Annotated in this window: 22 protein-coding genes, 1 tRNA gene and 3 pseudogenes; 17 read left to right on the forward strand and 9 right to left on the reverse strand. The window is 71.6% G+C overall.

Annotation, left to right across the window (positions count from 1 at the left end; all coding sequences use genetic code 11):
- The 9 genes and pseudogenes from DEF28_RS28540 to DEF28_RS21740 all read left to right on the forward strand — a co-directional run.
- Positions 1-303, forward strand: a pseudogene (locus DEF28_RS28540) (hypothetical protein); the annotation flags it as partial.
- Positions 290-1,801 (forward strand): SCO6880 family protein, encoded by a 1,512-nt coding sequence (locus DEF28_RS21705; protein ID WP_233515465.1) that lies wholly within the window; start codon positions 290-292, stop codon positions 1,799-1,801. The pseudogene DEF28_RS28540 and the gene DEF28_RS21705, both read left to right, overlap by 14 nt.
- Entirely contained in the window at positions 1,798-3,387 is a 1,590-nt protein-coding gene (locus tag DEF28_RS21710) for an ATP/GTP-binding protein (protein ID WP_114399673.1), read from the forward strand. Before DEF28_RS21705 ends, DEF28_RS21710 begins: the two co-directional genes overlap by 4 nt.
- A 48-nt stretch (positions 3,388-3,435) precedes the next feature.
- On the forward strand, positions 3,436-5,178 hold the full coding sequence (locus DEF28_RS21715) for a type IV secretory system conjugative DNA transfer family protein (protein ID WP_114399674.1): 1,743 nt from the start codon (positions 3,436-3,438) through the stop codon (positions 5,176-5,178).
- 44 nt (positions 5,179-5,222) lie between these two features.
- The gene (locus DEF28_RS21720; RefSeq protein WP_114399675.1) at positions 5,223-6,332 is read left to right on the forward strand and encodes a hypothetical protein; all 1,110 of its coding nucleotides are present in this window, start codon (positions 5,223-5,225) and stop codon (positions 6,330-6,332) included.
- Between the two features lie 43 nt (positions 6,333-6,375).
- On the forward strand, positions 6,376-6,786 hold the full coding sequence (locus tag DEF28_RS21725) for a DUF4913 domain-containing protein (RefSeq protein ID WP_199493442.1): 411 nt from the start codon (positions 6,376-6,378) through the stop codon (positions 6,784-6,786).
- A 130-nt stretch (positions 6,787-6,916) separates the two neighbouring features.
- Positions 6,917-7,105 (forward strand): antitoxin VbhA family protein, encoded by a 189-nt coding sequence (locus DEF28_RS21730; protein ID WP_114399677.1) that lies wholly within the window; start codon positions 6,917-6,919, stop codon positions 7,103-7,105.
- A gap of 17 nt (positions 7,106-7,122) precedes the next feature.
- Positions 7,123-7,932 (forward strand): Fic/DOC family protein, encoded by an 810-nt coding sequence (locus DEF28_RS21735; protein ID WP_158562893.1) that lies wholly within the window; start codon positions 7,123-7,125, stop codon positions 7,930-7,932.
- Between the two features lie 152 nt (positions 7,933-8,084).
- Entirely contained in the window at positions 8,085-9,104 is a 1,020-nt protein-coding gene (locus DEF28_RS21740) for an adenosine deaminase (RefSeq protein ID WP_114399679.1), read from the forward strand.
- 18 nt (positions 9,105-9,122) lie between these two features.
- Here DEF28_RS21740 and DEF28_RS21745 read toward each other — a convergent pair whose 3' ends face one another.
- Positions 9,123-10,229, reverse strand: coding sequence for a hypothetical protein (locus DEF28_RS21745; RefSeq protein ID WP_114399680.1), 1,107 nt, complete (start codon positions 10,227-10,229; stop codon positions 9,123-9,125).
- A 184-nt stretch (positions 10,230-10,413) separates the two neighbouring features.
- Entirely contained in the window at positions 10,414-10,962 is a 549-nt protein-coding gene (locus DEF28_RS21750) for a hypothetical protein (RefSeq protein WP_114399681.1), read from the reverse strand.
- A 410-nt stretch (positions 10,963-11,372) separates the two neighbouring features.
- On the opposite strand from DEF28_RS21750, the gene DEF28_RS21755 reads away from it, so the two are divergent.
- From DEF28_RS21755 to DEF28_RS29155, 3 genes and pseudogenes are all read left to right on the forward strand, one after another.
- On the forward strand, positions 11,373-11,600 hold the full coding sequence (locus DEF28_RS21755) for a hypothetical protein (protein ID WP_114399682.1): 228 nt from the start codon (positions 11,373-11,375) through the stop codon (positions 11,598-11,600).
- A gap of 797 nt (positions 11,601-12,397) precedes the next feature.
- Positions 12,398-12,658, forward strand: a complete 261-nt coding sequence (locus DEF28_RS21765) for a hypothetical protein (protein ID WP_147280211.1) — start codon at positions 12,398-12,400, stop codon at positions 12,656-12,658.
- Positions 12,659-12,669: 11 nt separating this feature from the next.
- Positions 12,670-13,131: pseudogene (locus DEF28_RS29155) on the forward strand (relaxase/mobilization nuclease domain-containing protein); the annotation flags it as partial.
- 708 nt (positions 13,132-13,839) lie between these two features.
- On the opposite strand, the gene mobF reads toward DEF28_RS29155, so the two are convergent.
- The 3 genes from mobF to DEF28_RS21780 form a co-directional block, all read right to left on the reverse strand.
- Positions 13,840-17,007 carry a MobF family relaxase gene (gene mobF / locus DEF28_RS21770; RefSeq protein WP_147281082.1) on the reverse strand — a complete coding sequence of 1,056 codons (3,168 nt, stop codon included), beginning with the start codon at positions 17,005-17,007 and terminating at the stop codon, positions 13,840-13,842.
- 152 nt (positions 17,008-17,159) lie between these two features.
- On the reverse strand, positions 17,160-17,642 hold the full coding sequence (locus tag DEF28_RS21775; RefSeq protein WP_114398066.1) for a hypothetical protein: 483 nt from the start codon (positions 17,640-17,642) through the stop codon (positions 17,160-17,162).
- A 169-nt stretch (positions 17,643-17,811) separates the two neighbouring features.
- Positions 17,812-18,147, reverse strand: a complete 336-nt coding sequence (locus DEF28_RS21780) for an ArsR/SmtB family transcription factor (protein ID WP_233515466.1) — start codon at positions 18,145-18,147, stop codon at positions 17,812-17,814.
- On the opposite strand from DEF28_RS21780, the gene DEF28_RS28545 reads away from it, so the two are divergent.
- The gene (locus DEF28_RS28545) at positions 18,142-18,336 is read left to right on the forward strand and encodes a hypothetical protein (RefSeq protein WP_233515467.1); all 195 of its coding nucleotides are present in this window, start codon (positions 18,142-18,144) and stop codon (positions 18,334-18,336) included. The two genes, DEF28_RS21780 and DEF28_RS28545, sit on opposite strands and share 6 nt — an antisense overlap.
- A 60-nt stretch (positions 18,337-18,396) precedes the next feature.
- Here the strand turns inward: DEF28_RS28545 and DEF28_RS21785 are convergent, their stop codons facing one another.
- The 4 genes from DEF28_RS21785 to DEF28_RS21800 form a co-directional block, all read right to left on the reverse strand.
- The gene (locus tag DEF28_RS21785; protein WP_114398064.1) at positions 18,397-18,723 is read right to left on the reverse strand and encodes a hypothetical protein; all 327 of its coding nucleotides are present in this window, start codon (positions 18,721-18,723) and stop codon (positions 18,397-18,399) included.
- 855 nt (positions 18,724-19,578) lie between these two features.
- Complete coding sequence (locus tag DEF28_RS21790; protein WP_114398063.1) at positions 19,579-20,856, reverse strand: amidohydrolase family protein; 1,278 nt, start codon at positions 20,854-20,856, stop codon at positions 19,579-19,581.
- Between the two features lie 402 nt (positions 20,857-21,258).
- Positions 21,259-21,444 carry a hypothetical protein gene (locus DEF28_RS21795; protein WP_114398062.1) on the reverse strand — a complete coding sequence of 62 codons (186 nt, stop codon included), beginning with the start codon at positions 21,442-21,444 and terminating at the stop codon, positions 21,259-21,261.
- Positions 21,445-21,927: 483 nt separating this feature from the next.
- Positions 21,928-22,012, reverse strand: a tRNA-Leu gene (locus DEF28_RS21800).
- Between the two features lie 156 nt (positions 22,013-22,168).
- Between DEF28_RS21800 and DEF28_RS21805 the strand changes: the two genes are divergently transcribed.
- The 4 genes and pseudogenes from DEF28_RS21805 to DEF28_RS21820 form a co-directional block, all read left to right on the forward strand.
- Complete coding sequence (locus DEF28_RS21805; protein ID WP_114398061.1) at positions 22,169-23,491, forward strand: M20/M25/M40 family metallo-hydrolase; 1,323 nt, start codon at positions 22,169-22,171, stop codon at positions 23,489-23,491.
- Positions 23,492-23,762: 271 nt separating this feature from the next.
- A complete protein-coding gene (locus tag DEF28_RS21810; protein WP_114398060.1) occupies positions 23,763-24,773 on the forward strand; it encodes a hypothetical protein in 1,011 nt (336 codons plus the stop codon).
- 306 nt (positions 24,774-25,079) lie between these two features.
- On the forward strand, positions 25,080-25,889 hold the full coding sequence (locus DEF28_RS21815) for a hypothetical protein (protein ID WP_114398059.1): 810 nt from the start codon (positions 25,080-25,082) through the stop codon (positions 25,887-25,889).
- 290 nt (positions 25,890-26,179) lie between these two features.
- Positions 26,180-26,368: pseudogene (locus DEF28_RS21820) on the forward strand (hypothetical protein); the annotation flags it as partial.

Below are 26,368 nucleotides of genomic sequence, written 5' to 3' on the forward strand. Positions count from 1 at the left end.
CGTGCTGGCCCCGGTCGGCGCCGAGGTGGTGGTTCCGGAACCGCCACCTCGGCGCCGACCGGGGCCAGCACGACCGGCGGGTTCGGCAGCGCCGGGGCCGGTACCGCGGGCGGCGGTGCCGGCGGTGGTGCCGCCAGCGCCGGTGCCGGTGCAGCGGCCGGTGCCGCCACCGCCGGCGTGGCCACGGCCGTGATCGCCGCCGCGCAGACCGCCAAGAAGGTCGGCGACACGGTGGCGCAGACCGTCCAGCAGGCCGCCGAGTCCAGCACCGAAGGCGGGGAGGGGCCCAGTGGCAGTCGCTGACTCCGAAGTCCACGGCCCGCGCACGTACGGCAACTGGCGGCGTCCCGCGACCGCCGGTCTCATGGGCCTGGGCACCCTCGGCACGTCGCTGCTGCTCGGCGGGCTCATCTTCACCGTCTTCGTCGTGATGGCCGCCGGCATGCTCGGCGGCATCATCACCGGCGCGGTGATGGGCGTCCTGCTGCTCGCCGTGCTCGTCAAGGACAAACACGACCGCAACCTGCTGACGAGGATGACCGTGCGCATCGCCTGGTGGAACACCCGGTCCAAGGGAGCACACCTGTACCGTTCCGGGCCACTGGGACGGACCCCCTGGGGCACGTTCCAGCTTCCCGGACTCGCCGCGCCGTCCCGGCTGTCAGAGCACACCGACTCCTACGGCCGGCCGTTCGCCCTGCTGTATGTTCCCGCGACCGGCCACTACACGGTGGTCATCGGCACCGAACCGGACGGCGCCGCGCTCGTGGACGAGGAGCAGATCGACAGCTGGGTGGCCGGCTGGGGCCACTGGCTGGCCAACCTCGGCGACGAGCCCGGGATCGAGGCGGCCTCGGTCACCATCGAGACGGCCCCCGACACCGGGACCCGGCTGCGCCGCGAGGTGGCGAGCAGCATCGACCCCGAGGCGCCGGAGTTCGCCCGCGCCATGCTGGAGGAGGTCGTCGGCAAGTACCCGATGGGCTCCTCGACGGTGAAGGCGTACGTCGCGGTGACCTTCGCCGCCGCGCACCGCTCCGGCGGCAAGCGGCGAACCGCTGACGAGATGGGCACCGAACTCGCCGCCCGGGTGCCAGGCCTCACCCAGGGGCTCAGCGCCACCGGGGCCGGCGCCGCGCACCCGCTCTCCGCGCAGGAGCTGTGCGAGACGATCCGGATCGCCTACGACCCCGCCTCAGCGGTGCTCATCGACGAGGCGCACGCGGCCGGCGAGGTGCCCGACCTCACCTGGCCGGACGTCGGGCCGACCGCCCACCAGGCGTACTGGGACTGCTACCGGCACGACGGCGCGCTGTCGGTCACCTGGGCCATGACCTCGGCGCCGCGCGGCAACGTGCAGGCGAACGTCCTGGCCAGGCTGCTCGCGCCGCACGGCGACATCGCACGCAAACGCGTCACCCTGCTGTACCGCCCGCTCGACGCCGCCCGCGCCGCCAGCATCGTGGAGGCCGACCTGCGCGCCGCGGAGTTCCGGCAGACCTCGACCAACAAACCGTCCGCGCGCGACGTCATGGCGACGCGGGCCGCCCGGGCGACCGCCAACGAGGAGGCGTCCGGGGCCGGACTGCTCAACTTCGGGCTGCTCGTCACCGCGACCGTCACCGACCTCGACCTCAAGGCGGAGGCCAAGGCCGCGATCGACAACCTCTCGGCCACCGCCCGGCTGCGGCTGCGCGTCGTGCAGGGCTCGCAGGACTCCGCGTTCGCCGGAGCGCTGCCGCTCGGGCTGGTGCTGCCCAAGCACCTGCGGGTCCCGGCCGAACTGAAGGAGCAGCTGTGAGCAGGCGGAGCAGGAAGGCGGCGGCGCAGGCGAAGAAGACCGCGAAGAAGCCGTCGCCCCAGCAGCCCGCTCGCCGCCGCCCCGGCATGCGGGGCTGGCGCGGGTGGGGCGCTGGCGAGGCCGTCGTCGTGCAGGCGGCCGACGAGTGGCGCGGCACGTCGGTCCAGGTGTGCGGGATGTGGCCGTTCGCCATCGGCACCGGTACGCCCATGGTCGGGGTGCCGATCGGCCGCAACCTGCAGTCCGGGGCGACGCTGTGCTGCGACCCGATCTCCTGGTTCCAGCGGGCGAAGCTGATCTCCAACCCGTCGGCCTTCGTGCTCGGCAAGCCGGGCCTGGGCAAGAGCACCATCATCCGGCGGATGGCCACCGGCCTGGCCGGCTACGGGGTGCAGCCGCTCGTCCTCGGCGACCTCAAGCCCGACTACGTGGACCTCATCCAGGCGCTCGGCGGGCAGGTCATCACCCTGGGGCGTGGACGCGGGCACCTCAACATCCTCGACCCCGGCGAGGCCAAGGCCGCCGCCGACCGGCTGACCGGGGCGGCGCGCAGCCAGATCCTCGCCGACGCGCACGGGCGGCGGCTCACCATGGTCTCCGCGCTGCTCACCATCATGCGCTCCGCTCCGCCCAGCGACCGCGAGGAGACCATCCTCGACCGCGCGCTGAAGGTGCTCGACGACCGGCACGACGGCGTCGCCGTCCTCCCCGACCTGCTCAAGGTGATCCAGGACGCGCCTGACGAGGTACGCCAGGTCGCGCTCGACCGCGGGTCGATCCAGCGGTACCGGGAGGTGACCGACAACCTGGAGGCGTCGCTGATCGGCCTGGTCGGCGGTGGGCGGCTGGGCCAGATCTTCTCCGCGCCGACCACCACCCCGATGGTGCGCGACCGGCCGGTGGTCTTCGACGTCTCGGGCATCGACGACTCCGAGATGGACCTGCAGGCCGCCGTGCTGCTCGCCTGCTGGTCGGCCGGGTTCGGCACCGTGAACATCGCCAACGCGCTCGCCGACGCCGGCCTGGAGCCGCGGCGGCACTACTTCGTCATCCTGGACGAGCTGTGGCGGGCGCTGCGGGCGGGGCGCGGCATGGTCGACCGGGTCGACGCGCTCACCCGGCTGAACCGGCAGCGCGGCGTGGGCATGGCGATGATCTCGCACACCATGAGCGACCTGATGTCCCTGGCCAACGAAGAGGACCGGATGAAGGCCAAGGGGTTCGTGGAGCGCTCCGGCATGGTGATCTGCGGCGGGCTGCCGTCCGCGGAGATGCCGATGCTGCAGACGGCCGTCCCCTTCTCGCGCGCCGAGCAGGAGATGCTGATCGGCTGGCAGGACCCGCCGGCCTGGGACCCCTCCACGAACAAGGAGGCGGAGCCCCCGGGGCGCGGCAAGTTCCTGGTCAAGGTCGGCGGCCGGCCGGGGATCCCCGTGAACGTGCTGCTGACGTCGGTGGAGACGGCGATCAACGACACCAACAAGCTCTGGCACCAGGCGTCCCGGGTCGGTCGCACCGACCGCGAGCCCGCGCGGCCGGACGGTCCCGCGCCGGATGTGGCCGAGACACCGACACCGCGCGCGTGACCCAGGCCGGGGCACGAGGCGGAACCGACCGCGGGGAGGGCGGGACGAATGGGCAAGCAGCAGGGCGGCCGGGCGCCGCTGGATCCGAGTCAGTACTGGCTGATCGGCCTCATCGGCGCGGGGGCCCTGCTGGTCACCGCGCTGTGGCTGGGCGGCACCCTGGGGGCGTGGGTCTCGGGAGCCGGCTGGAACCCGCCGCCGTTCAGTTTCGAGACGCTGTTCGACGTGCTCGGCGGCGAGCAGCCGTGGGCGGGCGCGTCCGGGGCGGCGGTGGTCACCGGGATGGTGGCCGCCGCGGGCTTCCTCGTCATCCTCGTGGTCCTGGTGCTGCTGCTCGTCGGCCGGTCCGGCGGCGCGCGCGGGCTCGCCCGGCGGGCCGACGTCGGGGACCTCGCGCCGGCCGCGGCGGCCGAGAAGGCGAAGCGGCTGCGCCGGTCGCTCAAGGGGCAGAAGAAGGTGCTGCCGGCCGACACCGGGCTGCTGCTCGGCGACCTCTCCCCGTCCGGCCCGGAGCTGCGCGCCTCCTGGGAGGACGTCGCGGTGGTCTTCATGGGACCCCGCTCGGGCAAGACGTCCGCGCTGGCGGTGCCCAACGTGCTGCAGGCGCCCGGGCCGTGCGTCGTCACGTCCAACAAGTCCGACATCTACGCGATCACGGCGCGGGAGCGCGGCCGCCGCGGCCGGGTCTGGCTCTTCGACCCGCAGGCCATCGCGCACGCCGACCGCGACATGTGGTGGGACATGCTCTCGGTGGCCCGCACCATCGAGGGAGCCGACCGGCTCGCCATGCACCTCGTCTCGGCCAACGCCAACGCCGAGTCCGGCGACGACTTCTGGGCCAAGGCCGGCCGCAACCTGCTGCGCATCGTGCTGCACGCCGCCGCGATCGACGGCCGCAACCTGGCCGAGGTGCTGGACTGGCTCGCCGACCCCGGTAACCAGACCCCGCTGATCATCCTGCGCAACCACCGCCTGACGGCGCTCTCGGAGAACCTCGACGGCACGGTCCGCGGCGCACCCGAGACCCGCGACGGCATCTACGAGCACGCGCGGCAGGCGGTGTCCTGCCTGCTGGACCCGGAGGTGCTGGCCTGGGTCACCCCGGACCCGCACCGGGAGGAGTTCGTGCCGGGCGCCTTCGTCCGTTCCACGGACACCTTCTACCTGCTGTCCAAGGACGGCGGCGGCGGAGCCGCGGGCGTGATCGCCGCGGCGACCGACGCGTGCCTGCGCGCCGCGGTCGCGGTGGCCGAGGCCAGCCCGGGCGGCCGGCTGGACCCGCCGATGGAGGCGATCCTGGACGAGGCATGCAACGTCTGCAAGATCCAGGACCTACCGGACCTCTACTCCCACCTGGGATCGCGCGGCATCCTGCCGGTCACGGTGATGCAGTCCTACGAGCAGGGCGTGCGGGTGTGGGGGAAGAGCGGCATGGACTCGCTGTGGTCGGCGGCGACCGTCAAGCTCCTCGGCTCCGGCCTGGACGATCAGGCGTTCGCCGACCGGATCTCCTCCCTGGTGGGCGACCAGTACGTGAACGAGTCGTCGGCCTCCTACGGGCGGGAGGGCGGCAGCGTCACCAGGTCGCAGAAGCGCGAACGCATCCTGGACGTCTCCGACGTCCGCGAGATCCGCAAGGGCACGGCGCTGCTCTTCGCCACCTCGACCCGGCCGGCGCTGCTGCGGCTCAAGCCCTGGTACCTGGAGAAGAACGCCAAGACGATCTCCGCGGACCAGGGCGCCGAGGAGGAGGCGATCGCGGCGCGCGCGGCGAAGCGGCTCACCATGTGACGCGGCCGGCCCTGGTACCTGACCATCCCCCGACAAGAGGCGCTATGCACACCAACCACCTGGGGCGGGCGCTCGCCGTCACGCTCACGCTCGCGTTGACGACCACGGCCTGCGGCGGGGGCGCCGATCCGGACGAGGCCGTCCCGGGCGACGCCACACCGTCAGAGAGCCCCGAGACCCGGATCCCGGCCGAAGACCTGTCCGGGTTCGTGATGTTCCACGTCGGCGGGGGTGAGCCGTACCTCACCTTCCACGGGGCCGACGACGGCGTCCAGCGCACCCAACTGGACCTGTCAGGGGTGGTGGCGGGCGACCTCAACATCGACGCCATGCAGGCCGCGCACTTCGCGTTCACCGCCGACTTCCGGTACGCGGCATACGAAGGGGCTAGCGGCGTGCACCTGGGCTCGTTGGACGACGCGGCCTTCGCCTACGGCGACACGGTGCTGCTCCAGCCGGAGGAGACCGGCTCCTTCGGCGACGGCGCGTACGCCTACGAGCGTCCGGCGTTCTCCCCGGACGGCAGCGAACTGTGGATGGTGCGGTCGGACGACAGCGGGGGGCCGGACCAGATCGTCGCCACCAGCGTCACCGACGCGGGGCAGGCCGCCCCGCGGCAGGTGGGCGAGGTGCCGCGGGGGACGGTCCCCGTCCGCTACACCGAACCGGGCTGGCGGCCGGCGCTGGTCAGCCTCGACACGGTCTACGCGATCGGCAGCGGCAACGAGCTCCAGGTCGCGGACCAGGCCCCCGCGGAGGAGGGACCGTCCGGCCTGCGGTACGCCGTCGCGGGAGACGAGATCATCCCGATCAACTTCCGGAGCGACGGCGGGGGCGGCTACATCGGGCCGCTCAACGCGGCCGGCGGTACCGGCGAGGTGACCAACCTGCACCGGTTCTCCCTGTCCCCGGACGGCGAACTGTCGAACGAGACCGAGGTGGTCGGGGACCTCGGCGTGGTGATGGACGACTACTGGGCGGACGCGGCCAACCAGCGGGTCCTGGTCACGGCCAACGGCAGGTTCTTCCAGGCCCCCTTCGAGGGAGCCGGAGAGCCCGAGGAGCTGTTCCCGGAACTCGCGTTCGAGGGGCCGGACGCGGGATCATCGGAAATCGGGGACCGGTTGCTCGGGTTCTTTCCGGTTCCGGAATGACATCAGACACGAGATCGGCAGCGAGCGGGCAGGAACGGGAGCCGTGACAACCGTCGAGAACTCCGAGAAGGACGTGGCGAAGTACCTTTTCGCGATCACGGACGACGCCGAGTACGCGGAGGCGTTCCAGGGCCTGGTCACCTGGGTCAACGGTTTCATCGTCCCGGTGTACGTGACCGCGCGGGTCCCCAGCTCCCGCTTCCCGTGGTGCGCCACGTGGTGGGAGCACCCGGAGGCGCTGGGGCGGCTGCACTCGCTGTGGCTGGCCTACACCGCGCTCACGGCCGACCTGGAGGAGGCCGGTGGAACGGGGCCGAGCATGTGGCACCGCGACCACCTCGATCCGATCATGCAGCAGCTGCGGGCGCCGGACGGGCCATTCGCGGGGTGCATGACGAAGCCGGGGGTGGTGAACCACGTGGCATCGCAGGAGGTGGCGGTGGTGGAGCCATAGGAGGAGGCAGGAAGCGTGCGCTGGCTGGACAGAGAGAATAGTGTCGAACGTCGTAATCCCACGTCGGCTGTGCGATCGGGTTTGATGCTGACCGCCTGTGCTCCGGCGACTACACCTGAAAGGAAAGCCGATGGACGAGGAGCGACGGCAGCGGGAGTATGTGCGCGACGAGGCGATCGCCTCCGCACGTCTTGAAGGGGAAGAGGTCGGCTCAGAGACGAGCGCGGACCTCGAAGCGTATGTACGGGGCGAGCTCACTCTCGACGAGGTCGAGGCGCGCACCCTCGCTCGCTATTCCGGGCGGACGGGGCGTGACTGAACTTGGCAGAGCGCGGTGTGGACCCCTACGTCACTAAGACCGGTGTTCTGCGCAACAAGCTCCTCATCACCGATCCGGCCGAGCTCGCCCAAGCCGAGGCCGATATCACCGCAGTCAAGATCGCGAGGCTGGCTGAGGGGCACCGGATTCCAGGAAAGTATGACCTGCGCCACCTTCAGAATTTCCACAAGTTCATCTTCGGTGACATCTACCGATGGGCGGGAGAGATTCGCACGGTCAACATTGCGAAGGGGCAGCAGTTCGCTCAGGTGGGGGCCATTCCCGGATTCGCGAATTCGGTTTTCGGTGATCTCCGGGAGAGGAAATTCCTGCAAGGGATGGGTCAACAGGAATTCGTGCGCGAATTGGCGAAGGCCTACGGTGATCTGAACGCGCTGCACCCGTTCCGGGAGGGCAACGGGCGCACCCAGCGAGCCTTCCTGGCCCAGCTGGCCCGTGACGCCGGTTACCGCCTCGACTGGTCGCGGATGGACCCCAAGGCCAACGTTGATGCCAGTGTCCGAGAACTCAGCGGGAAAGCTACCTCGGAGGAGGCCTTCGGTGAGCTACTTGGGCCGTTGGTCTCTCCCTTGAAGACTGGTCGGCGGACGGGGGCCGGTGGCGAGGTCAACGCCGCCGAGGAGGGAGACTCCGCGGTGCGAACGGCTGGAGCCAAACCGTCCGTTCCGAAACTCAACCAGGCGGCGGGGACGCCGCATCCTGGTGCGGTGCCCGGCAGCAAACAGGGGGGCGAGGAGGGGCCCGGACACCACAGGCGAGGTCCGACGGACCGCCCTGGTGATTCGTCGGGACCGCGCCGCCCCTGAGTCGGGGCCGCGGGGACACCGACCTGCGGTGTGACCGCCGTCGACCTCCACAAGTAGCCCCCGGGGATGTCGTCTGCCCGTGGCCGGACGGGCGCGGCCCTTACCTCCGCCTTCAGGTACGCGCTCCCCGGATCGCTGGCAGGCTGACAACCATGTCGCACACTCCGAACGTGCTCGGCCTGCCCAAGGCGGAACTGCACGTCCACATCGAGGGCACGCTGGAACCCGAGATGGTCTTCGCCCTCGCCGAGCGCAACGGCATCGCGCCGCCGGCCCCGACGGTGGCCGATCTGCGGGCACGCTACCGGTTCCGGGACCTGCAATCGTTCCTCGACATCTACTACGCCAACATGGCGGTGCTGCGCACCGAGCGGGACTTCCACGACCTGGCCGCCGCGTACCTGACTAGGTGCCGGAACCAGGGGGTGCGGCATGCGGAGATCTTCTTCGACCCGCAGGCACACCTCGCCCGCGGCGTCGAGATGGGGACGGTGGTGCGGGGCCTCGCCGCCGCTCTGGAAGAGGCGCGCACGGACGGGTTCTCGGCGGAACTCATCATGTGCTTCCTGCGGGACCAGCCGGCCGAGTCCGCCGCCGAGACGCTCCGGCTGGCCGAACCGTTCCTCGACCGCATCGTGGGCGTGGGGCTCGACTCGGCCGAGGTCGGCCACCCGCCGTCGAAGTTCGCGGAGGTGTTCCGCCGCGCCCGCGACCTCGGGCTGCGGGCGGTGGCGCACGCCGGTGAGGAAGGGCCGCCCGAGTACGTACACGAGGCGCTCGACGTGCTCGGTGTCCAGCGGATCGACCACGGCGTCCGCGCACTGGAGGGCCCCGCCCTGGTGGCCCGGCTGCGCACCGAGCGGATCCCGCTCACGGTCTGCCCGCTGTCGAACGTCCGGCTCGCGGTGGTCCCGGACATCGCCGCGCATCCCCTGCCGCGGATGCTCGCCGAAGGGCTGGTGGTCACCGTGAACTCCGACGACCCGGCCTACTTCGGGGGTTACATCGCCGAGAACTTCGCCGCGGTGCGCGACGGGCTCGGATTGTCGACGGACGACCTGCGCCTACTTGCCGCCAACTCGTTCGAGGCGGCGTTCATTGGAGAGGAGCGCCGGGCGGAACTCCTCGCGGAAGTCGCCGCGTGGCCGTCGCCTCCGGGCGGCATCGAGTAGTGTCCGTCCGCTGGCAGGTCAGGGCCGACGCGGCCCCGGCGAGTTGCTCGGCCCCTCCGTCGGGCCCCGCCCCCGGTGGCTCCCGCCGTCCGGTCCGCTGTGCTTGTCGTTGGGCACGGCACCGGCGGGTGAGGCACCGGCCGCACGGGCGAAGTTCGGGACCGAATGCTTGGGCGGAGCATCGGACTTGGTGGCGCGGTCGAGGTTCGGGCCGGAGGTCGTCTCCGGAGCATGTCGAGGGGAGTCGTCGGCAAGGGACGGCTGGGTGGCTTCCGCTGATTGCTGAAGGTCGGCTGTCAATCGCAAGGAACGCTGCTGCGCTTCAGCGCGGTCCACAGCTGCCATCACCTGTGTGTCTTTCACACTCCCATAGGTGAGCATGATGACGCGCCCGTCATCCTTCGCCAGGACGATGGCTCTCAGGTACCGCTTCTCATCCCCGTCGACGACGGCGCGCGCCAGGTGGAGCTTTTCGCCTCCCTCGCCCGATTCGCGTTTCGCCAGCACGCTCTCCCGAACCGTACGCTCCGCGCTTGCGAAGTAGTCGCGAATCACATCTCCGGAACGTTCGTTTTCCGGCAACTCGCCGTAATGCTTTCGTGCGTGATAAGCGGCAGAGATATCATGGCCCATATCGATGCTGCCCGCCATGTCGCGGATCTTCTGTTCCTTGTCGCCTTCCTGGAGCCAGGGGTTCAACCTTGAAGGCTGACTTCGAATCTCACGCACCGCACGAACGTCGGCCTCCAATTTCGCGTCAACGTCCATGTCGAGGACGTCCTTGGCGGCCGTCTGCCAAAGGGTCTCCCGCGGGTGTCTCGCTGCAGCCAGTAGATCAACCCGTTCGTCGAACACCGCTTTGAAGTACTCGTATCGGTACGCGAACTCCCGGGGATCGGCGACGTTTTTGAGGGCAAAGCGTGTCGCGGCGGGGTGCAGGGTCTTCTTGACTGACTTTCGGAACGGCTGTGCAACGGCTTTCGCTGCCCGTTGCCACTGATCCCCGATTCGGTCGTAACCACCGCGCAGTTTGCGGATCTCGTCGTCGTGAAGGCCTGCTTGGCGCAGGCTGTTCTCCAGCGCCTCGGCCATCTCGAGCTTCTTACGCTGTTCGAGATCATCCACCGCGCACCGCCGCGTGCTCGACTATTCGGATGTAGCAATATCTGGTTGCTATACCCGGAGTTGCTTCGCCCTTGACGCGCTGGGGCGTAATGGCCGACAGCGGCCATGAAGCGAGGTGGTCAGCAGAAAGAGGAGATGTGTGCGAATGGCGCAGAGAGGACGCCAGGGCGTGATGCGCCCGACCTTACAAGCCGTCGTTGCTGTCGTAGTCGATGCGCTCGGCGCGCTCTTCTTCAGTCATGTCCTGCCGCTTGGGGGCTCGCCACCACCAGTGGGTGTCCGGCACCCATCCAGGGATGCCTGGTTCTGGTACCGGCGGCGCGTCGTCGGAGGCCTCTTCGAGGAGTTCATCAATTTCCTCGATTACTTCGAGGTCGTCTGGAATGAAAAGCTCACTCCAGGGGGCATACTCGTCGTTCAGTAATTGCACGGCGGACCGTCGGTGACAAGCCTCTTCGAATCCGTCGAGGCGGCCTCGCCCTGCGTAGTTAAAGCAGTGGAATACGTACATGGTGAGACCGTGCCCGTTTTGATCCGTCTTGAGGAGTTGGACCACCTGTTTTTTGAAATATGCAAAGTCTTCAGGTGATTGAGGGGTTTCTTGAACGACTTGCTGGAGGTCCATGAGTTTGTCAAGCGCCCTCTCCACGTGAGTGGCGGCGCTCCCGGACTCCAGTTCGGCTCCATCGGTGAGGATCTTGATGGTGGCGCGCATCAGTTCGTCGGCCCGCATGCTCACCTCTTGGGGTTCGGGACCCGATCCGGGACCGTCCAGGGCATAGAGCAGAGCTACGACGCCCTATCTACCCCCAAGGGAAGATCGCAACACCGTGTCGTAAACACGTCCGACAGCGCTGGCCACCTTCCGGCACCCGCCGAGATCCCGGCGTCCGATGGCCTCCAGTCTCGAACCACCACGCACCCAGCCCGGAATCCCCGCGCCCGGATCACCGCTTACCGCCAGCCCGAATCACGACCGCACCGCTGTCACGTGCGCCTCCGCAGCGTGACTGAAACCGGCCGATTTCTGGGGAACCGCCCCTTCCCTCCTGCCGTTCCACCGGTTGATCCGCCCGAGCCCGTGACCCTGTCCGGACGATCGGCGGACTCGTTCCGTAACCGCTGACGAAAGGTGACGACACCATGGCCATTGCGGTCGACCTGAGCACCGTGCTCGACAAGGCCTGGCAGGACAAGGACCTCACCGAGGTCCTCGCGGCCCCGGTGAGCGCGCTGAAGGGCGTCTCGGACCGCGACGGCGAACTGCTGAAGGAAGCGTTCAACATCGTCACGGTCGCCGACCTGGCGAACAACAAGTACTTCGCCAACGCCGCGGCGCTCGTCGCCGTCGCCAAGGCCACTGGCGCCTGATCGCTATCCCTCGTGATCCCGGACCTCGGGGCGCCAACGCGGCCCGAGGCCCGGCTGCTCCTCATAACCCGACGCCGTCGCCCCTCTCGCGCACTGGATGCGCTGTTCTTGGGCCGCCGCTGTTCGTGGCCAGGACCCGGGCGCGAGGTCCAAGTCCCATTCCATAAGAGCCCAGTTGGCCGCGCCGCCGAGCAGGTAGCGGTAATTGCCCAAGGTGAGGCCGTTCGCGGATCGCACATGCTTCTTCTTGTGGCGGGCGTAGGACTGGACCACCGGCAACGGATCCTCACATTCACCCGGTGGCGGAGCCGGCGTTCGATGTCTTCGATCAGCACGAAGGGTCGGGCTAGGTCCCCGAATCCGCGGGTGAGGTCGGCGGCTGTCGCAATGCCCGCCACACCGCTCTTGTCGGCCTTGCGGCCGAAGACGAACCCTCGGGGGTAGATCGGCTCGATCCGGTTGAGGAGAAGCTCGTCGTACTCCACCGACGGTGCGGCGGCCGTTGCATGGGATAGTTGCGCGGGGTGCGCGCTTTCGACCGCAGGGTCCAGGGGCGAGGGGGCGGTACACCCATCGGGCCCGACCTCAGTGCTCGTAGACTTCGGCATGCCCTGTCCGGGTTGATCGGGCGGCGGAGTGAAGACGGACGGTGAGTAGGACCAGGGGGACAGCGAGGGGCGATGGGGCAGCAGCGGCGCGGTAACCGCCAAGTCGGGGTCCGTCGGGATCGGAACGTCAAACTGAGTCTCAGCGAGGACGAGCACGCGCTCGTCTCCCGAGCTGCGGAGCGCCGGGGCTTGACCACCAGTGGGTTCGCCGCGTATGCGGCGCTGGGGGTGGCCCGGGAGGAACTGGCGACCTCCCCTGAGGCGCGCGAGGTCATGGTGGCGCTCAACAACGGGGTGATCGCGCTTGACCGGATCGGCCGGGAGCTCGGGGCGTTCGCAGGGGCGGACGGGGGCCGCGAGGGCGCGGACGAACTACGGGAGCGGCTTGTCGCCGTGATCGACTCGCTGGAAGAGGCCGCCGGCGAGATTCGGAGCTCCGGGCAGACGTGATCGCCAAAGTGATGCGGGGCCGCGATACCCTCGGCCTCCTGAAGTACCTTTACGGGCCCGGCCAGGCCAACGAGCACATCGATCCGCACCTCGTAGCCGCCTGGCGGTCGCTGGGGGTGCCCGAGCCGGGCCGCGAGCCGGGGTCGGGCGTCGTCCGCCTGGCAAAGCGGCTCGACCTCTTCGTGCGGGAGAGCGCCGCGCGGCCGGTGTGGCACTGCGCTGTCCGGGTGGCGAAGGAGGACCGCGCCCTGACCGACGAAGAGTGGGGCGAGGTCGCACGCCGTATCGCGGCCGCCGCCGGGATCGCGCCGTCCGGGGACGACCGGGCCTGCCGCTGGGTCGCGGTACGCCATGACGGTTCCGAGAGCCAGCACATACACCTGGTGGCGACGTTGGCACGGCAGGACGATTCGAATCCGGACATCCACAACGACGCGCTGCGGCTGCGCGAGGAGTGCCGTCGGCTGGAGCGGGAGCTGGGCCTGCGCGCCACCAGCGGCTCCGATAACACCTCCACACCTCTTCCCACGCGCGGCGAGACGGAGAAGGCCGCCCGGATGCGGCTGGCCGAACCCCCGCGGGCCGCACTGGCGCGGCTGGCCCGCCGAGCGGCGGTGGCTGCGCGGAATGAGGAGGAGTTCTTCACGGGGCTGGAGGCCGGCGGAGCCGAACTGCGGCTCCGGTGGACCGACGACGGCGCCGTCAGCGGGTACGCGGTCGCGTGGCCGGGCTACAGCACGGCCGAGGCGGAACCGGTGTGGTTCTCAGGCCGGAGCCTGGCTCCCGACCTCTCCCTCCCTCGGGTGCGGGCCCGTTTCGCAGGGGCTCCGCCCGTCCCCTCGTCCACCGAACCCTCGGCCGCATGGTCCGCGCTGCGTGCGGCGCTGTGGCGGTTGTCGGTGGACTGGCCGACCTCCGGGCCGGGCGCGCGTGCGGCCGCGGTTTCCGCGATCGGCGACGCCCTGACCGGCGCCGCGGCTGGGGCGCCCCCCGAGATGCGCGGCGGCCTGGGTGCCGCCGACGACGCGTGGGGGCACGCCGGGCGTCCTCCGATGCGGCCCCACGACTGTGCGGTGTACCAGGCGGCTCGCCTGGTACACCGCACAGTCGTGGGACGCCCAGGCTCACGCCGCGCGGCTCACCCGCGCCCACCTACGTGGCCTCGTCTGACCGGACCCGGGTCAGACCCCGCGGCGCGGACCAGCGGGCCCGCTCCGCGGCCAGCCGGGGGGCGGAGTCGGCCGCCCCGGCCCGCCCGCCCGGTTGCGCAGCGCGTCGCGAAGGCCGCCCGGACGCGCGGTGCCGCTCGCCCGGGTGCCGACAGCGTCCGCCAGCGTGCCCGCCGTCGGCGCGGGTGCGGGCCTTCGAGCCACCGCCCACTCCGGCGCCTGCTGGTCCGGCGGGAACAGCTCATCGATGACCAGGCCGTCATCGAGGTCAGTCAGTGTGCGCGCGTAGGCGTTGATCGCCCGCCGCACCCGTTCGGCATCCGAGCGGGCCTCGCCCATCCGTAGCCGGGTCTGCGGATCCTCCAGCGCCTCGGACGCCAGGTAGAGGTCCGCGCGCTCCCTCGACCTACTCATGGCCGGGTACAGCGAGTGCGCGTCCGCGCCGATGCCGTAGACGTGGGCGCGCTCGCAACTCAGCCCCTGGGCGGCGGCGATCGTCATCGCGTACCCATGGCTCAGGTCGCCGCGTGCGATGGCCTCAGGGGAGATCCAGGCGCTGCGCAGCTCTTCCTGATCGCGCCACTCCACCCGCACGCCGCGGTGCTCGTCCACCTCGGCCACGACACCGCGGAACCCGTTGAGCACATCGGGCCCGTCGCCGCGGCGCGACCGGTAGTCGTTGCGCCGCACCCTGACAACGTCGCCGGCGGCCAGTTCCAGCCGTCCGCCACCCCGCAGGGCGAAGGAGACGTCGGTACTGCCGAGGTGGCCGCCGGCCCTGGCCAGTGCCCGGATCCGGCTGTTGAGCTCGTCGACGTCGCTGTTGCGGGCCGCCAGCACGAGGACGTCGGCCGCGGCTTGGTGCGGATCCGCGATGGCTTGGCGGTCCTGCCACCAGCCCCGCGCGATCGCGTCGTGGGCCTCGCCGGCGTGCTCGGCGGCGTGCACCCGCCCGGCGTCACCCCAGGTCGCCAGGGCGCCAGAGCGTCCGCCTTCCAGCCACTCCTCCAGCGCCGCACGATCGACGAGGTCGCGCTGCCGGCGGTTCTCCGACAGCGTCTCGCCGCCGACGATGCGGTGGACCGCCGCGAACGCGCCGCCCACACCCACCGCGCGCAGCTGCGCGGGGTCGCCGATGCCGACAAGCTTGGTGCCGCTGGCCTCGGCCGCCCGTACCAGGAGGCTCATCGAGCGGTCATCGACCATCGCCGCCTCGTCGATGACGAGCACGTCGACGCCGTCCAGCCCTTGACCGGACTCGATGCGGCGCAGCCAGGACGCGACGGTCTGCGACGGGATTCCTGACTCCGCCTTGAGGTTGGCGGCGGCCACGGCCGCCGTGGCCGCGCCCTCGACCCGGTACCCCGCGGCGGACCAGCCCTCGAATACCGCGTTCATGAGCGTCGTCTTACCGGCCCCGGCGACTCCGCGCACCACGTCGATGCCGTGTCCCGCGGTCATGAGGCGTTCCGCCGCCCGGCGCTGCTCATCGGAGAGCGTGAAGCCCCGCATGGTCTCGAACGCCGTGAGCGCCGCCGCGGCCTGCTCGCCGGACACCACCGCGGTGTTCTCGCCCATGCGCAGCTCGGCGGAGAGTGTGATGGCGGTCTCGGCGTCCACGATGTCCGGAGTGGTCCAGCGGTCCGTGTGCGACATGTGTCGAGCGCCCACAGCGGGCAGCCGGACCGCTCCGCTGGCCGTCAGGACCGCATTGGTGAGGGCCTCCAGCTGCTTGCCATCGAGCAGCCCGCCCGGGCATTGCTCCGCGACCGCGGCCATGACCTGGGTGCGGTTCACCGCCTTGCGGTGCGCGGTGATGCCCGTCTCGGGGTCCCAGACCCGGGCGGCGATCTCCTCGACCGACGGCAGCTTGGTCGACGCCTGTGCCTTCGGGTCGCGCTCTACCCGGCCGATGACGTCGGCGAGGACGGTATCGACGTCGAATCCTGCCTCCTCGGCCCGCCGCCGCCAGGCTTCGCGGGCGGTGCCCTTCTCCTTCACGGACTTCTTGGACTGCGCCGTCGACGCGCTCGCGATACGCTGCTCGGCGGGCGAGGCGTCCTCGCTCACGTGCTCATGGATCTGGTGCGAGCGGGAGCTGAACACGCCGCGGAGCTCGGAACCGATGCCGGCGATCTCCCATTCCCCGGTGCGGGGATCGCGTTCGTATCCGACCCCGAACTCCTCGGTGAGACGGCGGCGCATGTTGGCCTTGACCAGTTCGCCGAATACCGCGTTGTGGCGGAGCAGGTCCCGGCCGCCGGAACCGAGGGCACGCCACTTGCCGTCCTCGCACTGCACCAGGTTCGGAATCATCACGTGCGCGTGCAGGTGCGGGTCACCGAACTTGCCGTCGACCGGACGGGCGGCGTGGTGCAGCGTCATCGACGCTGTGAAGCCGGCGGTTTCCAAGCGGGTGGCCTGCTTGCCGTCGCCGTGGTGGCCGGCCGTGCCGTATGCGGTCCAGCGCTCGAGGTCGCCCACCGCGCTGCGGACCGACTCCAGGTACAGATCCCGGACCCGCGACGCCTCCTTCTCCCCGAGGAGCCCGTAGAAGACTGACATGGACTTGGGGATGTTCGGGACGCCGTCAAAGCCGCGGTTGCCGACGTTCACCCGCTCGTCGGCGTGCTTGCGCGCGGATGCGAGCTCCTCGGCGTCCCACAGCATAGCGGGGTCGACGCCAGCGGCCTCGGCGATGGCCTCGAGGTCCCGCACGGGCGCGCGGTGCGCCTCTCCGTCACGCCGGAGTCCGTTCTCCAACCGGGCGAAGCGCTTGGCCTGGTGGGTGGAGCCGAGCAGCTCCTCCGGGCTCATGTGCGCGGCTTCCGCGACCATACGCACGGCGTCGACCAGCGGACGGGCGCCCAGCTTCGCGCGGGGATCGACAGCCATCTTGGGTTTGACGACCTGTTCGCCGGTGCGGGGGTCGCGGCCGTCCATCAACTGGTGCATCTGCTCCCAGGCAGCGTCGGACTGCAGGGAGGTGCCAGCCTCCTCGCCGATGGCAGCCCAGCCGCTGCCGACCCGTTCAACGCTTTCGTCCGCCGAGCCCTTGCGGTAGTCGGCTACGCGGCGGTTCGCAGAGTCCTGGGAGACGACCTGGGGTTCGCACCCGTAGTTCTCATAACGTCGGTAGTTCTCCTGAGGGATATTTGTGACTTTTGAGAAGTATGACACCAAGCTCCTCCGGTGACATCGCCCGGTCCGGGAAATCGGACGAATGTACGACGGTCACGGTGGGTGACAGGTTCCCGGGCATGGCGGCGCATCGGAATGAACTCGGCCAGGAGCGCGGATCGCGCGGAGCGGACACGCCACTCGGGGACTTGCTATTCCTCTCCCGCCCAGCTCCGCGGTCCGCGGCGTTTGTCCGATCCCTGTCCCCTGCCAGGACGGCTGTTCCACATCTTCAGCAGGTCGCGGGCGCGGTACTTGGCGCGCGGGTACCAGCGCTGCCCGTCCACGGTGTCGGGCAGCGTGTCCGGGCGATCCTCCTTGATCTGGGTGACACTGCGGCCGTCCACGCCGATGAGCTTGGCGAATCCCACCAGCGTGACCTCCCGTCGGAGGTCCTCCTCGGAGAGCTCGACGGGATCGGGACGCCGCGGCCGGAAGGGCTCCAGCTTCTTCGGGTTGTACAGGGCGCTGCCTCCGCCGCCGCCCTTCTCCGTGACGCCTCGTCGCGGCTGCTCGGGCGCGGGGAAGTCCTCGTAGTAGCGCGGCATGACGTGTACCACGTAGTCGTGGCTGTAGCCGTGGCGCGCCGCCCACTCCTTGAGCGTCACTAGCGGCTCGGTGCCGTCGTCAGTCATCCGTCGCTCCTTCCTGTCCAGTGGTGCGCGGCATCGCGCACCCCATTGAATATATGACCCTTTCCGCGGGGACTCCCCTGTTCCACCCGGCCGCTTCAATCCTGGTTGAAGGGTCTCGCCTGCCGGAGAGGCGCACGCCGATGATGGGTGCGGGTGCACGGCCGAGCCGTCAGCGGTCGCCGTCGTCTCCGGGGCGTGGGCGCGGTGACGGGCCGGCGCCGTGGGGTTCGGCGCCGGCGAGTAGCGAGAGTCCGAGAGGGGTGAGCGTGTGGACGATCCGAAGGCCGTCGCGCACGCTCACGACGAGTCCCGCGTCGCGCAGCACCCGGGTGTGGTGGCTGGCGGCGCCGGGGGAGAGGTGGAGGCGGCGGGCCAGCTCGCCGGTGGTGCGGCCCGGGGCGATGGCCTCCAGAGCCGCGGCGCGGGTGCTTCCCAGCAGGGCGGCGAGCGCCTGCCCGGCCGTGGTCTCGCCGTCCCTGCGCAGCGGCAGCGCGCCGTTGTGCAACGGGTCATCAACATGCTGGTCAACCAGCGCATCGAGTTCTCGCCCACCCAGATCGCCCCGATCGCCGTCGGGCTGATGGCAGGCGGGGTGCTCGTGTTGATGGGAACCCGGAGCGCTGTGGCCTGGTGCGGCCCGCCGGGGCTGCCGGCGGGGCCTCGGGACACGGGCGCCCCCCACCGGCCCGGGTGAGCACGGCGGCGACTCGCGTCCCTGAGCCGCGGCCGAGGGGGCGAGTCGCCGGGCGCGGTGTCAGAGCTGGCCGACCAGGGTTACCACCGTCGTCACGAGGCTGATCCCCAGCAGGATGAAGCCCCAGTACTGCATGGGGACGAAGAAGAACGTGTGGCTGTTGCCGAACATCACCGGCTGCCCGGTGGCCGGGTGGTAGCCCGGGCGCGGCCGGTTCAGCCGCTGCCCGATGAAGAAGACGGCGATCCCGGCGAGGGCGAGACCCCCTGCGGTCCCGAAGTTCATCAGGTCCGGGCCGAGGAGGACCTCGGCGGCGAAGGTGCCGGGTCCGCCCAGGACCGCGCTGATGAGGAGGACCAGGATGCCCCAGCCGCGCCAGATGATCATGTCACCGCCATTCGACGTCTGCGGAGGCTGGGGGATCTCCGCGCCGCGCTGCCGCCCCGCCGTCCGGCGGCGTGGGCGGCCGCGCACACGCAGCGGGATCGCTGGTGGGGGACCGCCTAGGACATCGGCGCACAGGCTCGTACCGGTAGTCGGAGTCGGCCTGCGGGGAGCTCCAGCCTGAGAACGGGGATAACCTTCTCACATCGGGAGGAGAATCGGGGTCTCCGGTCCGGCTCCGCGGCGGAGCCGGCAGACTCGCGGCCGTGGCCGCTCAGAGTCGGGGAGACGGCCAGAGCACCGGGCCGAGGGTTTCCGCCAGTCTGGCCCCGGTCGACTCCGAGAGGACGTCCCGCGTCAGCGGGGAGAGGCAGCGTCGCGCGACTGCCGGGTGGCTGCCCGGGGCAGGGCAGATGAGAACGGCAAGGGCTGCGCGGGGAACCGGCGCCGTCCCGTAGGGCGCCCCGAACGCGGTCGACCGGGCGGAGCGCCTGGGCGTCCGTGACGGCATCGCGCCGTCCGCGCCCGCTGGGGCAGGTCCGCAGCCGCGCCCCGGCCGGCCTTCGCATGCCCGTGGGCCGCGGCGCGCCGCGGCCGCGCAGCGGGGAGGAGCCGCCCCCACTGCGCGGGACCGCGCCATCCGGAGGCGGTCCGGGAACTCGCGTCTGACCGGTGCAGCGGCAGCCCCGTGAGCAGGAGGCCGCGGATCCCGACCGTTCCAGCGTTGGGGGCCCGGCGAGGGCGCGACGCCGCCCGGCATCCCTGGTGCGTGGTCACGGGACGGCAGCCGGGGTCACCAGCGGCCGCTCGGCTCCGGCGGTCCGCCGGTAGGGGCGGCCTGCCGCGGCGTTGTGCCGGTCAACGGGCATCCCCCGGGTCCGCCTGCTCTGGGCGGGGGAAGGGCTCGTCGAAGTCCTCTGGCCGGTCCAGGTGGCGGACGGAGGTCCGAACGCGGGCCTGCCGGTCGGCCTCGGCCTGGTGCTGGGCGGGGCTGAGCGGCACCCAGGCCGGTGGTGGTTCCGCCGTGCTGGGGGAAAGTCGGCGGCCGGCGACGTAGGTGGCGGTGTTGACGAGGCGCAGCGGCGCCTCGCGTACCCCGCCGTGGACGTCCACGGCGGGGAAGGGTCCGGTCTGCGGCTCGAAGACCGCGATGTCGGCATCCGCGCCGACGGCCAGCGTCCCCGAGGGCAGGCCGAGTGCGCGGGCCGGGCGTGCGGTGACGGCGGCCACCGTGTCGGCCAGGGGCATTCCGGCGGCCATGGCCTTGCCCATGACGGTCGGCAGGTCGTAGGCCGGCCCGTACACCGAGCGGATGTGCAGGTCGGTGGAGACGACGGGCGTGATTCCGGCGGCGAGTTCGGCTTCGAGCACGTTGAAGTCGAAGGCGCCCGCGCCGTGCCCCAGGTCGAAGACCACGCCGGCCTCCCGCAGGCGCAGGAGCGTCTCACTCGGGCGCCCGTCGGCGACCAGGCCGGCGGCGACCCCGGTCGCGCAGTGGGTGAGGATGTCCCCCTCCCCGAGCAGCGGCGCGACGTCGGCGAGGTGGGGCGGGCCGTAGCCGATGTGGACCATCAGGGGCTTGCCCAGGTGGTCGGCCAGCTGCCGTGCCCGGCGCAGCGGCTCCAGGCCGTGCGGGCCGACGGTGTGCCGGTCGATGCGGGCCTTGACACCGCGGACCAGGTCGGCGTGGTCGGCGGCGACGGCGGCCGCGGTGGCCACGTCGAGGTTCTCCAGGACGTGGTGTTCCCCGGTGCGGCCGACCAGGCCGGTGCCGGCGACGTTGATCATCGCGTGGATCCGCAGCGGGGAGGGGTCCGCCACGCCGCGGCGCAGGCCCGCCAGCGTGTAGGCGCCGGCCGATCCGGCATCGACCCAGGTGGTCACCCCGGTGCGCCAGGCCACGGGTTCCGGGGCGAGCCCCCAGTAGCCGGCACCGTGTCCGATATGCGTGTGCATGTCCACGAGCCCCGGGAGCACCAGGCGGCCGGACACGTCCACGGTCCGCGCCGCCCGCGTGCGCGGCAGGCCGCCGCCGACGGCGGCGACCTTGCCGTCCCGTACGGCGATGTCGGCCGTCCCGTCGCTGCCCGACGCCGGATCGATGACACGGCCGCCGTGGAGCAGCAGGTCCCACACGCCAACCACCCCCTGTCGCGCTACGCGCACCCGTGCTGACGTTTTGTCAGCAAAAGGTGAATAACATTCGGGACCGGCACAGGTCAATCATCCGGGTCGGCGGCCCACGGACCGGGGAACCGACGCGGCCGGGTCTGCGGGGCGTCGCCTCCGCCCGCGGCGGGACCGGGCCCCCGTCCTCCGGCGCCTGCCGAAGACCGCCCGGTGGACGGCGCGCGGCGCCGGCAGGCGGTCCTGCCTGCCCGTGCCGCCGCGGCGGCACGACCGGGTCTGGAGTGTGCCGCCGTCAGCGGGTGGCCGGTCCGGCGCACGTGTCGAACGCCGGGAGTCTGCGGGGGTCGTGATGGAGGCGCCGATCCCGCGCACGGCACCGTCCTCGACCTGGGGGATCCCGGCCATGTTCTACGGGGACCGGCCGTCCGTGGTGCGGGCGGTGAGCGTCGCGACGCCGCCGGCCGGCCGCTCGAACACCTGGGCATCGGTCACCTGGGGATCCGTGATGGCGACGTCGGCACCCGCCGCTGGCGTGGAGCTCGACCAGGAGACCATGAGCCTGCCGGACGAGAGCGGCCGGAGCGCGGCCGTCACCGCGCGCCCGGGGATCCGCCGCCGAGGACGGCCGGAAGCCGCGCCAGCCGGTCCGCCACGGCCGGGCGGGGCAGGCCGCCGTGTCCGGAGGGCGGACCGTCGCCCCGGCAGCCCGGCCAGGCGGTACCGGCTCGGAGAAGGCGCTGACCAGCGCGGCGGTGCCGGCGTCCGGTGCGGTGGCCGCGGTGATCGCGGAGACCGCTGCCCGCCGGTGTGGGGGACGGGGCGGGCATCTGGGCGTCCGAGGGGCCGGGAGTGCGCTCTCTCCGTGGAGCGGATCGGCTTCGACTGACGTACGAATCCATCGGTACTCGCTGCGGCGGCCCCGGGGCTACGACCGCGTTGTTCCAGCGGGGGGACCGATCGGCCGCGCTCGACGCCGCCCCGGGGCCCCGGCGACCTGCCACCCCGTTGAACGCGTCGTGTGAGTCGGCCCAAACGGAAAACTCCCAGGCCGCTGACCTGGGAGTGAAGTTCCGAACGTGTCCGAGGGGGGACTTGAACCCCCATGCCCTTAACGGGCACTAGCACCTCAAGCTAGCGCGTCTACCTATTCCGCCACCCGGACCGGGTACGTCCGGCACCTGGGGCGTCCGGACAGGGTCAACGATAGCAAACCTCCGGGGGTGGGCCGTACACCGTTTTCCGGTGCTGCGCGGCTCGGCGGTTGACCCGGGCTGGATCATGGAGGGGATGTCGGCTGCTGGAAGGGAGCGGGACGGCCATGGGTGACGTTAACGCGGGGATGGGGTCCGGGGAGGTCGAGGTCGTCGACCTGTGCCGCGAGCTCATCGCCATCGACACCTCCAACTACGGGGACCACTCCGGGCCCGGGGAGCGGGTCGCGGCGGAGTACGTGGCGGAGAAGCTGGACGAGGTCGGGGTCGAGTCGACCATCTACGAGTCGCATCCGGGGCGGAGCAGTCTCGTGGCGCGGATCGCGGGGGCTGATTCGAGCCGGCCGCCGCTGCTGATCCACGGGCATCTGGACGTGGTGCCGGCCGACGCCGACGACTGGACGCACCACCCGTTCGCCGGGGAGATCGCGGACGGGTGCGTCTGGGGGCGCGGGGCGGTGGACATGAAGGACATGGACGCCATGGTCCTCGCTGTGCTGCGGCAGCGGCTCCGCGAGGGGCGGACGCCGCCGCGGGACATCGTCCTCGCGTTCCTGGCCGACGAGGAGGCCGGCGGCGAGTGGGGGGCGCAGTGGCTGGTGGACCGGCACCCGGAGCTGTTCGCCGACTGCAGTGACGCCATCAGCGAGGTCGGCGGCTTCAGCTTCACGGTGGGGCCGGACCGGCGGATGTACCTCGTGGAGACCGCGGAGAAGGGCATCGCCTGGATGCGGCTGACCGCCCGCGGCACCGCGGGGCACGGGTCGATGGTGAACGACGACAACGCCGTGACCGAGCTCGCCGAGGCGGTCGCGCGGCTCGGCCGGCACAAGTTCCCGATCCGGCTGACCAAGACCGTCCGCACCTTCCTGGAGGAGGTGTGCGAGGCGTTCGGGATCGAGTTCGACGAGGACGACGTCGAGTCCACCGTGGCGCGCCTCGGGCCCATCGCGAGCATGATCGGGGCGACCCTCCGCAACTCGGTCAACCCCACGATGCTGTCCGGCGGGTACAAGACGAACGTCATCCCCGGCACGGCCACGGCGCAGGTCGACGGCCGGTTCCTGCCGGGCATGGAGGAGGAGTTCTTCGCGGAGATCGACCGGCTGCTCGGCCCGAAGGTCACCCGTGAGTTCGTGCACCACCTGCCGGCGGTCGAGACGGGGTTCGAGGGCGGTCTGGTGAACGCGATGTCGGCGGCGCTGAGCGCCGAGGACCCCGGCGCGCTCACCGTTCCGTACTGCCTGTCCGGCGGGACGGACGCCAAGAGTTTCCAGCGGCTCGGGATCCGCAACTACGGCTTCGCGCCGCTGAAGCTGCCGCCGGAACTCAATTTCTCCGGGATGTTCCACGGGGTGGACGAGCGCGTGCCGGTGGACGGCCTGCGGTTCGGCGTCCGGGTGCTGGACCGGTTCATCGACATGTCCTGACCTGGGGTATCGCCCGATGGTGGCGACCGTGCGGCGCCGTCGCGAGCGGCGTCCTGATCGTTTTTTATGGAACGTCCGAATATGAGGTGATCAGTTCGCGGGAAAAGGCGGGAGGGCCCGTGGAATTTCCCGCGTGTTTCCGGGAAAGGCCCGCCCGGAGGATGCGGCATGGTGCTACGGTGACTCTGTGTTCGGAAGGCATTGCTTTCCGTGACACGGTTCCGGAGGTGTTTCCGGATCCAGACCTGGCACGCGTATCCGAGGGGTATCCATGGCGCTCACGAACCGGCGGCGGTGGGGGCTTCCCCTCCGTGCGGTTCGTCGCTCCGCGGCACCCCTGCTGCGCCGCGCGCTGGCGCTGGGCGGCATCGCCGCCGCCGGGTGGCTGATGGGCGGAGCCGGGTCGGCGATCGCCGACCAGCTGCCCGTGGAGGCCACCGTCGTCGGGTTCGACCGCGGCGTCGCGTCCGATCTCGCCGAGCTGCGTTCCGCCGCCGGCGTCGGGGAGCCCCGGGCGGTCGGCGGATCGCCCGAGCGCTCGGTGGGGGAGCCGTCCCGCGGGGCGCTCGTGATTCCGCCGGCCGACACGGCCGCGCGCGAGCTGCTCGGCGGCACCGCCCACGGAGCCGGCGAACTCGTGTCCGGCACCGTGCACGCGGGCCGCGAGGTCGGTGCGTATGCCGACCGCTCCCTGGTGTCGGACGGGGCGAACCTCGCCGGCCGCGTCTCGGACGGGCTGGCCCGTCCCGCCGGCGGGATCGCCGACGGCCTGCACGGCGTTATCGAGGAGGCTCCGCGGCCGGGTCCGCTGACCGCACTCGTTCCCGAGGACCTCGCCGCGATCCCCGGCACCCTGACACCGACGGGCGCCACGGGCCCCGGCGGTGGCGTCGCCGGCGCGGCCGACCCCGAAGAGCAGTCCGAGCCGAACGGCCGTGAACCCGCCGAGGCCGCGTCCTCCGCGACGGAGGAGGCGGCGGCCGGACGCGTCGACGGTGGTCTGGTCGCCGCCGGCCTCGCCCAGGTCGACCACGCTCGCTCCGCCGGTGCGCCCGATCAGGACGCCAGCGGGGCCGAGCCGGCCGATCCGTCATGGCAGCGCGGTTCCGACTCCGCCGGGGCCGTCTCCGGCTCCTCGTCGGTGCACGCTCCCGCGGCCGCCGGGTTCCTCGCCCACCGGGCCGACATGCTCCGCCCGACCTCTCAGCGCCTCGCCGTCCCCGGCGACACCCGCTTCGTCGTCCGCGATGCCGCTGACGACCCTTCCTTCTCGCCTGACTAGGCGGCCGGCGCCCTCTCCACGGCGCCCGCTCGGCTGAGCCCGCCCGCGAGTCCGCCTTCTCCACCCGCCCGCTCCGGACGCTGACGGTCCGACACGGCAGCGGATCCGTCCCGACCGCCGCACCGGCGGAGCACGGGACGACCGCATGGGGAGAACGGCGCGATCCGACGCCCTGACGTGGGACGCGGTCCACGCGGCTCTGGCCCTCCCGCTGCATCTCCTCGCGACCGAACCGGGCCTTCGTCCCGCTGCGGTCCCGGGAGCCACCCAATCTCGCTACTTCTGTCCGGAAGGACTCTCATCCACATGACGACCGCACGAACCGCTTTCGCCGCCCTCGCCGCGGCAGGCTTCTTCTCCGTCGCGCCGATCGCCTACGCCGACACGGCGACCAGCGGAAACGGCTCCATCCTCGGCGGCAACCAGCTCGGCCTCGACCTGGACGTCCCGGTGAACGCCTGCGGCAACGCGCTCGCCGTCCTCGGCAACGCGGGGGCGAACTGCGCGGACGGCGACGCGGTCGCCGTCGAGCACGGCTGGGGCTCCGGGGGCGGTTCCGGCGACGGGGGTCCCGGGCACGGCGGCGGCCACGCGCACGACGGCTACGGCGGCGGCCACGGCAGCGGCTCGGGCGAGGGCCCGGGGAGCAGCGGAGGATCGGGAACCGGAAAGGGCGGGGGCACCAGTGACAGCGGCACTCCGGGCGGTGCGGGCGGCGGGCAGCAGAGCGGCGGCGGCGCTCCGGGCGGCGCTCCGGGCACGGGCGGAACCGGCCCGGGAGCGGGCGCGCCCGGCGGAACCGGGGCCGGAGGCGGGTCCGGCGAGCACCAGAGCGGCGACGGCGGACCCGGCGGCGCTCCGGCCGGCTCCGGAGGACCGGGGAGCACGGGGAAGCCGGGAGGAGCGGGCCTCCCAGGTGAGTCCGGCGACGCGGGCGGCGCCATCACCCCGGTCGCCGACCGGGCGCCCGTGCATTCCGCGGCAGCGGGCGGCCCCGGAGAACGGCTCCCGCTGACCGGTTCCAACCTCGGGGCCCTCGTGATCTCGGCCGCCACCGCGCTGGCCACCGGCGCCGGCGTGCTCGTCCTCGGCCTCCGCCGGGGCATCCGGATCTGACCGTCCCGGCTCCCCGGTCCTCGGACCGGGGGGTTGACGCGGGTCCCGCGCGCGACCGCCGCGGGACCGGCGCCAGCCCCCGCCCCGCCAGGGCGGAGCTGAACGGGCGTGCACCATCCGTGCGCATCCGCGTGGAAGCGTCGCGCCCCCTCATCCGGTACGGCCCCCGCCAGCCAGGCGCGGCCCGGCGGATGGCCCCCGGCCCGGCCCGCTCGCTCCCGCCAGGAGCGAGAGCGCCCCGGCCTCGCACGTTCCATCTCATCCGCAACCTGCTCGAAAGGACATCCCACATGCGAAAGTGGGTCCGTACATCGGCGAAGACGGCCATCCTGACGGCCGGCTTCGTCGCCCTGGGTGCCGGCGTCTCCTACGCCGACGACGACGTCATCACGTCTGGTAATGGTTCGGCTGTCGGTGGCAACCAGTTGGTTGTCGATGGTGATGTGCCGGTGAATCTGTCGGGTAACGCGATCGCGGCG

The sequence above is a fragment of the Marinitenerispora sediminis genome, from assembly GCF_003336425.1.
Lineage (GTDB): Bacteria > Actinomycetota > Actinomycetes > Streptosporangiales > Streptosporangiaceae > Marinitenerispora > Marinitenerispora sediminis.

Bases quoted from the DNA above. Each gene is read 5' to 3' on its own strand.
- DEF28_RS21715 (WP_114399674.1), top strand. From the start codon at position 3,436: ATGGGCAAGCAGCAGGGCGGCCGGGCGCCGCTGGATCCGAGTCAGTAC.
- DEF28_RS21720 (WP_114399675.1), top strand. From the start codon at position 5,223: ATGCACACCAACCACCTGGGGCGGGCGCTCGCCGTCACGCTCACGCTC.
- DEF28_RS21730 (WP_114399677.1), top strand. From the start codon at position 6,917: ATGGACGAGGAGCGACGGCAGCGGGAGTATGTGCGCGACGAGGCGATC.
- DEF28_RS21740 (WP_114399679.1), top strand. From the start codon at position 8,085: ATGTCGCACACTCCGAACGTGCTCGGCCTGCCCAAGGCGGAACTGCAC.
- DEF28_RS21750 (WP_114399681.1), bottom strand. From the start codon at position 10,962: ATGCGGGCCGACGAACTGATGCGCGCCACCATCAAGATCCTCACCGAT.
- DEF28_RS21755 (WP_114399682.1), top strand. From the start codon at position 11,373: ATGGCCATTGCGGTCGACCTGAGCACCGTGCTCGACAAGGCCTGGCAG.
- DEF28_RS21775 (WP_114398066.1), bottom strand. From the start codon at position 17,642: ATGACTGACGACGGCACCGAGCCGCTAGTGACGCTCAAGGAGTGGGCG.
- DEF28_RS21785 (WP_114398064.1), bottom strand. From the start codon at position 18,723: ATGATCATCTGGCGCGGCTGGGGCATCCTGGTCCTCCTCATCAGCGCG.
- DEF28_RS21805 (WP_114398061.1), top strand. From the start codon at position 22,169: ATGGGTGACGTTAACGCGGGGATGGGGTCCGGGGAGGTCGAGGTCGTC.
- DEF28_RS21810 (WP_114398060.1), top strand. From the start codon at position 23,763: ATGGCGCTCACGAACCGGCGGCGGTGGGGGCTTCCCCTCCGTGCGGTT.
- DEF28_RS21815 (WP_114398059.1), top strand. From the start codon at position 25,080: ATGACGACCGCACGAACCGCTTTCGCCGCCCTCGCCGCGGCAGGCTTC.